Here is a 7,720-nt window from a genome sequence, read left to right on the forward strand (position 1 = left end):
CCCAAAACTTTCGCAGGCGACGGTATTGTATTTTTTCCTGTTAATAATTTCATGTCTGAGAATTTTTGAGGTTACCTAAGCCTTGGTGTCTCTTTTGCTAAATTGTTGAAATTCGTCAGTCGCATAGCTCGCTATGCTCCTTTCTCATTTGCAACAATTTATCTAAAAGATACACCACTCAGATTTTAACTCTTGTTTTTAAACAACCTCTAAGTTTAGGCAAATTTACGGAATAATCCCCGATTTTTTTGTAAATTTGCGCCTTATTTTAGATTCAGTCTGAAATATACGCGAATTTGAAGTATCTCTATCACATCATAAAGCGTGGAAACTAAATACATTTTTGTCACAGGCGGCGTGGTTTCGTCGCTGGGCAAAGGAATCATCTCTTCCTCTCTCGCCTGCCTTCTGAAAGCGCGGGGCTTTAGGGTAACTATCCAAAAGTTCGACCCCTATATCAACATCGACCCCGGTACCCTCAACCCCTATGAGCACGGCGAATGCTATGTGACCGTCGACGGCCACGAAGCCGACCTCGACCTCGGCCACTACGAGAGATTTACAAATATCCAGACAACCCGCGCCAACAATGTGACCACCGGACGCATCTACAAGAGCGTCATCGAGAAGGAACGCCGCGGAGACTATCTCGGCAAGACTGTCCAGATCATTCCCCACATCACCGACGAGATCAAGCGCAACGTCATGGCTCTCGGCAAAACCGGCGACTTCGATTTCGTGATCACGGAAATCGGCGGTGTCGTAGGCGACATCGAATCGCTCCCCTTCCTTGAGGCTGTCCGTCAGCTCAGATGGGAACTTGAAGACAACTGCATCTGCCTGCATCTGACCTATGTCCCCTACATCAGTGCCGCAAAGGAACTCAAGACAAAGCCGACGCAACACTCTGTCAAGCAACTGCAACAGCTCGGTATCCAGCCCGATGTACTGGTACTGCGCACAGAACACGAGATCCCCTCGGCCATGCGCAAGAAGATCGCACAGTTCTGCAACGTAGCCCCTGACGCCGTCATCCAGAGCATCGATGCAAAGAGCATCTATGATGTCCCGGTGCTGATGCACGAACAGCATCTCGACGAAATCGTGATGCGCAAGATGGATCTCGATCCACAGGGTCAGCCCGACATGAACCCCTGGAAAGAATTCCTGACCAAAATGCGCACCGCACAGAAAAAAGTGCGCATCGGCCTGGTCGGAAAATATGTCGAGCTTCAGGATGCCTACAAGTCAATCAACGAGGCTCTTTTCCAGGCTGCAACCTATGCCGACCATATCCTCGACCTGCAATATATCCACTCCGAGCGCGTCACACCGGACAATGTCGACACTCAGCTGCGTGACCTCGACGGCGTGATCATAGCCCCCGGCTTCGGCCAACGCGGAATCGAAGGCAAATTCGTGGCGCTCAAATGGTGTCGCGAACACGATGTCCCGACATTCGGAATCTGCCTCGGCATGCAGTGCATGGTGATCGAATTCGCCCGCGATGTCCTCGGCTTGCAGGATGCCAACTCGACGGAAATGCAGCCCCACACGCCTCACAATGTGATCGACCTGATGGAAGAACAGAAGTCGATCTCCAACATGGGAGGCACTATGCGTCTCGGAGCCTATGACTGCGAGCTGCTGCCGGGATCCCGCGCCGCAAAGGCCTACGGCAAGACCCGCGTCAGCGAACGCCACCGCCATCGCTTCGAGTTCAACAACGACTTCCGCGCCCGCTTCGAGGCCGCAGGCATGAAGTGTGTGGGCGAAAACCCAGCCACACATCTCGTAGAAGTAGTCGAACTTCCGGACCACCGCTGGTTCATCGGCACCCAGTATCATCCGGAATACTCCTCAACCGTCCTCTCGCCCTCTCCGCTCTTCATGGACTTCATCAGAAGCGCCATCGAATACAGCGAAGAACGAAACGCCAGATCATAAGTAACAAAACTCTACCCATAACTCAACTGAATGGACAGAAACTCACTAATCGGGCTCCTATTGATGGGCCTCATCATCTTCGGATTCACCTACATCAACCGTCCCTCCCCTGAAGAGCTCGAACGGCAGCGTATCGAGCGCGAACAGATGGAGGCACAGGAAGCCGCAAAAGCCTCCGATCCAGGAGCTCTGAAATTTGACTCTATCACTCCGGCTGAAATCGCCGCGATCAAAAGCACCGTGCGCGAACTCGGAACAACCGACACCGTCAGCGGCGTGTCGACTCTCAGCGTCGACAAGATCGACCTGCGTCTCAATGCCGAGGGTCAGCTTGAAGGAACTGTTGACGCCGACGGACGCCAGGTTGCCGTCGCCGATCTCCTCAGCAACGACTCAGCACTGCCGCTGACCGTAGGAGCACCTGCCGTCAACAATCTGCGCAAGGCGCTCGCGACAGCAGCCCGCTACCGCGGTTTCGCCCGTCACCTCTCAGGCGACAGCACCACAGTCCGCCTCGAAAACAAGAATCTCAGCCTCGAAATCTCCAATAAGGGCGGTGTGATCTCACGCGCCACTCTCCGCGACTACAACAGCTATGACTCTACCAAGATCGAGCTTCTCTCGCCGGAGACCGACATCTACAACTTCACTCTGACCTCGGCCACACAGCGCTTCGAGACCAGCGAGTTTTTCTTCACACCCGTGCAGCTCAGCGACTCTTCGGTGCTGATGAAACTCGAACTCGGCGACGGCGCGCGCTGGGGCATCAAATATACCCTCCCGGCCGACGGCTATACGGTCAATATCGACGTGATCCAGGAAGGCATGCAGAGCATCATTCCCTCGTCGGTAGCCTCGATGGACTTCAACTGGCATCAGAAAATGCGCCGCAACGAAGCCGGACGCGTCTTTGAGGAACGCAACTCGGCGCTCTACTACATGTATACCGACGGCGATGTCGACAACCTCAGCGAGGGTTCCGACGACGAAGAGGAGATCAACCAGCGCCTGAAATGGATCAGCTGCAAGAACCAGTTCTTCTCGGCTGTGCTCATGGCCCGCACCAACTTCAGCAGCGGCAATCTCCGCAGCACCGTACTCAAGGACAACCCCGACTTCATCAAGGAGATGAACTTCGACATGACAGTCGAATACTCAGCCGCAGCGGCCAACCCCGCCTCCTTCGTGATGTATCTCGGCCCCAACTCCTACCCCGTGATGAGCTCCGTGGAGAAGGAGATCTTCCCCGACGAGAACATGCACCTGACCAAGCTCATCCCCCTCGGATGGCCTATCTTCCGCTGGATCAACACCCTGATCATCATTCCGGTGTTCACCCTGCTCGGCTCGTTTATCTCGAACTACGGCATCATCATCCTGCTGCTGACCATCTTCATCAAGATCATCCTCTTCCCCTTCACCTACAAGAGCATGATCTCACAGGCCCGCATGCGCCTGCTCGCACCTGAGATCAAAGCCATCAACGACAAGTATCCCGGCAACGAAAACGCCATGAAGCGCCAGCAGGAGACAATGGCACTCTACTCCCGCGCCGGAGCCAACCCGCTTTCGGGCTGTCTGCCGATGCTCCTCCAGATGCCTATCCTCGTGGCCATGTTCTGGTTCTTCCCCTCGGCCATCGAGCTGCGCGGCGAGCCCTTCCTCTGGGCCAAAGACCTCTCGGCTCCTGACGCCATCATCTCATGGTCGGCAAACATCCCCTTCATCTCAAGCACCTTCGGCAACCACATCAGCCTCTTCTGTCTGCTCATGACCGCGGTCAACATCATCTACACCCGCAACAACATGCAGAGCCAGGCTTCGTCAGGCATGCCGGGCATGAAATGGATGATGTATATGATGCCGGTGATGTTCCTCTTCATCTTCAACAACTACGCCGCAGGCCTCAGCTACTACTACTTCCTGTCACTGCTGATCACCATCGTGCAGACCTACATCTTCCGCAAGGTTGTCAGCGAAGACAAGATGCGCGCCAAGATGGCCGAAGCCGCCAAGAAGCCCAAAAAGAAATCAGGCTTCATGGCCCGTCTCGAAGAGGCCCAGCGCAAACAGCAGCAGATGCTCCGCGAACAGCAGAAACGCCAGGGCCGCCGCTGATCACCACGCTCCATTAGAGGGTCAGCCCCCTCCGCTGACCTCCACCATATCCCCATCAAAAGCAGCTCCTTCCGACAGCCAGCCCGGCAGTCAGAAGGAGCTGCTTTTCCCACCCCACCCCGCAGAGAGAACCACAGAGGAGAGACAGTTGTATAAAAAATCTTATATATAAATTTTCTTATATATAATTTTTTTTATACATTTGCTATGTATTTACACTCTATGTGTGTAATACTATACTACATAATATGTTAAATATATTCGAACAGACCCTCAGCCATATGATGCTCCACATTGAGGCTGAGAAATCTGTAGGCCATATACCTCAGCCTTTGTTCCTGATCGGAAGTTTCGGATCGGGCAAAACCACTCTGCTTATTGAGTTGGCCCGACGGCTTCGGGAAAACGGCTGGGGAGAATCGGTACAGCTGCTTGACGGGAAAGAATTTTTCAGCAGCAACGACATCATAAAGGCCATCGAAGGGACTGATTATGACGGCACCCGGCCTCTTAAAGGAAATGGCGACAGACGGCGCATTGTAATCATTGACGATCTTGACTTCTTCTTCAACAGAAGTCCGTTTGATGATCAGTATCTTCTGCGAAACTATCTCTATCAGCCGGAGGCTCCTATGCTCATCGCCGCAGTTCCTAAAATCAGCGAGGCTCTGGCCGACTATAAGGCACCATTTTTCGAAGGAGTCAGAACCATCTATATCCCGGCCATTACTCAGGATTCGCTGTCAGAAACATTAAATCTTCCGGAAGAAAAAGCTAAACGCCTGTCAGCCCTGCTTGCCTATCTGCCTCCGGTGATACGCTCTGTAAAGATTGCCTGCGATATCATAGACAGATCTGACTGGCCGGACAACGACCTGAAAGAACTGGCCACTCTATCGGCGCCTATATACCGCGCCAGATTTGAGAATCTTCCGGCTTATTCACAAAAAATACTGATGTCACTCTCAAAGTCAGCCTCTCCCTTAAACCTCTCTCAACTCCGTGAGCTGATATCGGCTCCGGCAGGTAGCCTCTCTCCATACCTGCAGCAACTTGTGCAGGACAATACAATCCGCAAAACCGATCCTGAAAAGCGTGGCACTCCATACGAGATTACCGACAAACTCTTCAAACTCTGGCTTTCAAACGGCTCGTAACAGAAATAAGCAGCCAAACTGTCAAGCATCTCTTCTATCGCTGTGTAACATTTAAAAGCGAGGTCGTGTACTTCAGATTCACGACCTCGCTTTGCTTTTTAGAGTGCTGAGATTGAGACTAACCTATTCATCCAAACGGTTCTATTCTCCACTGTAATCTCCTACTATGTTTTTAAACCTAGACCACCAACCAGATTTGAACCAGTCCATATTTTCAGCTTTCACATGAAGAACAGCATTAGCATATACTTCATCTGGTAAAGGATTAAGAATATCATACCTTAAACTTGGTTTTCCTCCTACATAAATATTAGACAACATATAGCACCCATAAAACGAATTCTCAAAAATTCTCACAACAGAACTTGGAATTATAATCTCGACCAAGGAGCTGCACCTAAAAAATGTATATTCGTCAATCTCGGTCACTGAATTTGGAATGGTGACACTTGTCAGGGAACTGCAACCGGAAAAAGCAGAGCTTCCAATCCCGGTAACTGAATTTGGAATGGTGATACTTGTCAGGGAACTGCAACCTCTAAAGGCTGAGCCGTTAATTTTAGTCACCCAATTAGGAATGGTGATACTTGCCAGGGAACTACAACCCTCAAAGGCTGAGCGTTCAATCTCGGTAACTGAATTTGGTATGGTGATACTTGTCAGGAAACTGCAACCGGAAAAGGCAGAGCCACCAATCTCGGTAACTGAATTGGGGATATTTATACTTGTTATAGAGCTCCCTCTAAATGCCTCCTCTGCTATAATCCTGGTATTATACGTAGTACCCAAGTATTTCACTGTTGCATATGGCTTTACATCTCCTTTGAGCTCTACGGGGTCGTAACCTATTATTTCAAGGTGAGAATCTACTATTTTATATTTTACATAATCAATATAAAATGTTGTCTCGTCAATAGGAGAGAACACTGACTTTGTAGATGTCGAGCCATCGGGATTGATTGTCACTGAGGAGCTGTTTTCAGGCTGATTAGGATTCTTGCCTGGGTCATCACCGTTTCCTGGTTCGTCGTCTTTAGAACACGAAACGAAACATACGGCCAACAATAAGCCGATGAATAATTTTTCTAATCTCATAATTGTTTGATTTATTGGTTTATTAATAAGTAATTCAAATACACGGATCGCATCATGTGACAGGCCTATTCTCAAAAATTACCTGCAAACTTTATGGAGGAATGCGATATTTTATTTTTCAAATAAGGAAATTTGTTTTCGATTGATCTCAAGATCCAACCTTTAAAACCGGAAGAGGCTGGAATGAAGGGTGACAGTAATACAGACTGCACCAGTTTGCGTCCATCGACAGGCAGATAGAAATTTTTATCAAATTGATTATAACCGCCGCATTTCTGATTTTCCTTAGGCTGAAAGTAGATTCTTAATTCGGATTCAGGTTCATAACACTTGTTTTTTGCAAAAATATACTTGGTTCTGTCAATCGCGCCAATCTCTACATCGTAATATTTCATAGTGCCTATAAACAATTTTAATCCACAGTCTTTCAGACTTTCCGCAAATGCACCGACCGTTGTCTGTATTCTTATTCCGGTATAGCCTGAGGTGAATGAGATCCACATGCTGTGCATTTCAGCAGACGTTGTAGTGAAGCAGGAACACAAGAGATTTGCTGCCGCTTTGCGAAATTTTTCGTACTCAGCCCGATGCTTCCGATCATTTTCAGTAATGGAATCTCCAGCAGGTAACAAGAATTCCGCACAGCGAAGTGTAACGAATCCATGCTCATAAATATCGGAGTAATCCTTACGACGACTTACACGAAAACGCCCCTCCATAATCCCGAACAAAGCCGAGAGATCCATATATTTATAAATCTTTGTGTCAAGAGTTATGCCGGAATCTTTAAGCACAAAGACACCGTCAGCAATCTCATCGTATCGTTCCAATTCAAATTCGGGATATTTGCCTGTATCCATCCGTCAGATAAGTGTGTTTCTCAATCCCCGCGAAACATCAATGGTAAAGACATAAAAAAGGTGTGAGGATTGTATCTCGTTCTTATCCAATGCTCAGGCCTTGGCGTGCCTCTGTTCCCGGATAAGACGACAGCCCCACACCGATTGAGCATATACTGAGTGCCCCCTCGCGGAGGCATACGGGTATAGGCTACCGATGCAGGTGCCATTGTCTTATTATCTTCGAGAACAATACAAACCGCCAAGTTTGGGCATTGAAGATAAAAATTCAATAACACCTTTTCGATGGATTTCTCCATCATTCAACGAAAAGTCGAATCCGATGAGGCTGTCTCTACAATCTCAAATGCGAATTCAAATGCAAATATCATAAAAATCCGCCAATTAAAAAAATCAGACCGATTAAGAGGTTGTTTAAAAACAAGAGTTAAAATCTGAGTGGTGTATCTTTTAGATAAATTGTTTCAAATGAGAAAGGAGCATAGCGAGCTATGCGACTGACGAATTTCAACAATTTAGCAAAAGAGACACCAAGGCTCAGGT

General features: G+C 48.9%; 5 protein-coding genes. 3 read left to right on the forward strand and 2 right to left on the reverse strand.

The window, feature by feature from the left end; genetic code table 11:
- The first annotated feature begins 324 nt into the window (after positions 1–324).
- The 3 genes from K2H17_RS07770 (at position 325) to K2H17_RS07780 (ending at position 5,222) form a co-directional block, all read left to right on the forward strand.
- On the forward strand, positions 325–1,947 hold the full coding sequence (locus K2H17_RS07770; protein WP_300133437.1) for a CTP synthase: 1,623 nt from the start codon (positions 325–327) through the stop codon (positions 1,945–1,947).
- Positions 1,948–1,977: 30 nt separating this feature from the next.
- Positions 1,978–4,065, forward strand: a complete 2,088-nt coding sequence (gene yidC / locus K2H17_RS07775; RefSeq protein WP_300133440.1) for a membrane protein insertase YidC — start codon at positions 1,978–1,980, stop codon at positions 4,063–4,065.
- 248 nt (positions 4,066–4,313) lie between these two features.
- Positions 4,314–5,222, forward strand: a complete 909-nt coding sequence (locus K2H17_RS07780) for an ATP-binding protein (protein ID WP_300133442.1) — start codon at positions 4,314–4,316, stop codon at positions 5,220–5,222.
- Between the two features lie 141 nt (positions 5,223–5,363).
- Here the strand turns inward: K2H17_RS07780 and K2H17_RS07785 are convergent, their stop codons facing one another.
- Together K2H17_RS07785 and K2H17_RS07790 are read right to left on the reverse strand one after the other, a co-directional pair.
- A complete protein-coding gene (locus K2H17_RS07785) occupies positions 5,364–6,317 on the reverse strand; it encodes a leucine-rich repeat domain-containing protein (RefSeq protein ID WP_300133445.1) in 954 nt (317 codons plus the stop codon).
- A gap of 71 nt (positions 6,318–6,388) precedes the next feature.
- On the reverse strand, positions 6,389–7,177 hold the full coding sequence (locus K2H17_RS07790) for a hypothetical protein (protein ID WP_300133448.1): 789 nt from the start codon (positions 7,175–7,177) through the stop codon (positions 6,389–6,391).
- Positions 7,178–7,720: the final 543 nt, after the last annotated feature.

The sequence above is a fragment of the Duncaniella sp. genome (assembly GCF_029054785.1).
Classification (GTDB): Bacteria; Bacteroidota; Bacteroidia; order Bacteroidales; family Muribaculaceae; genus Duncaniella.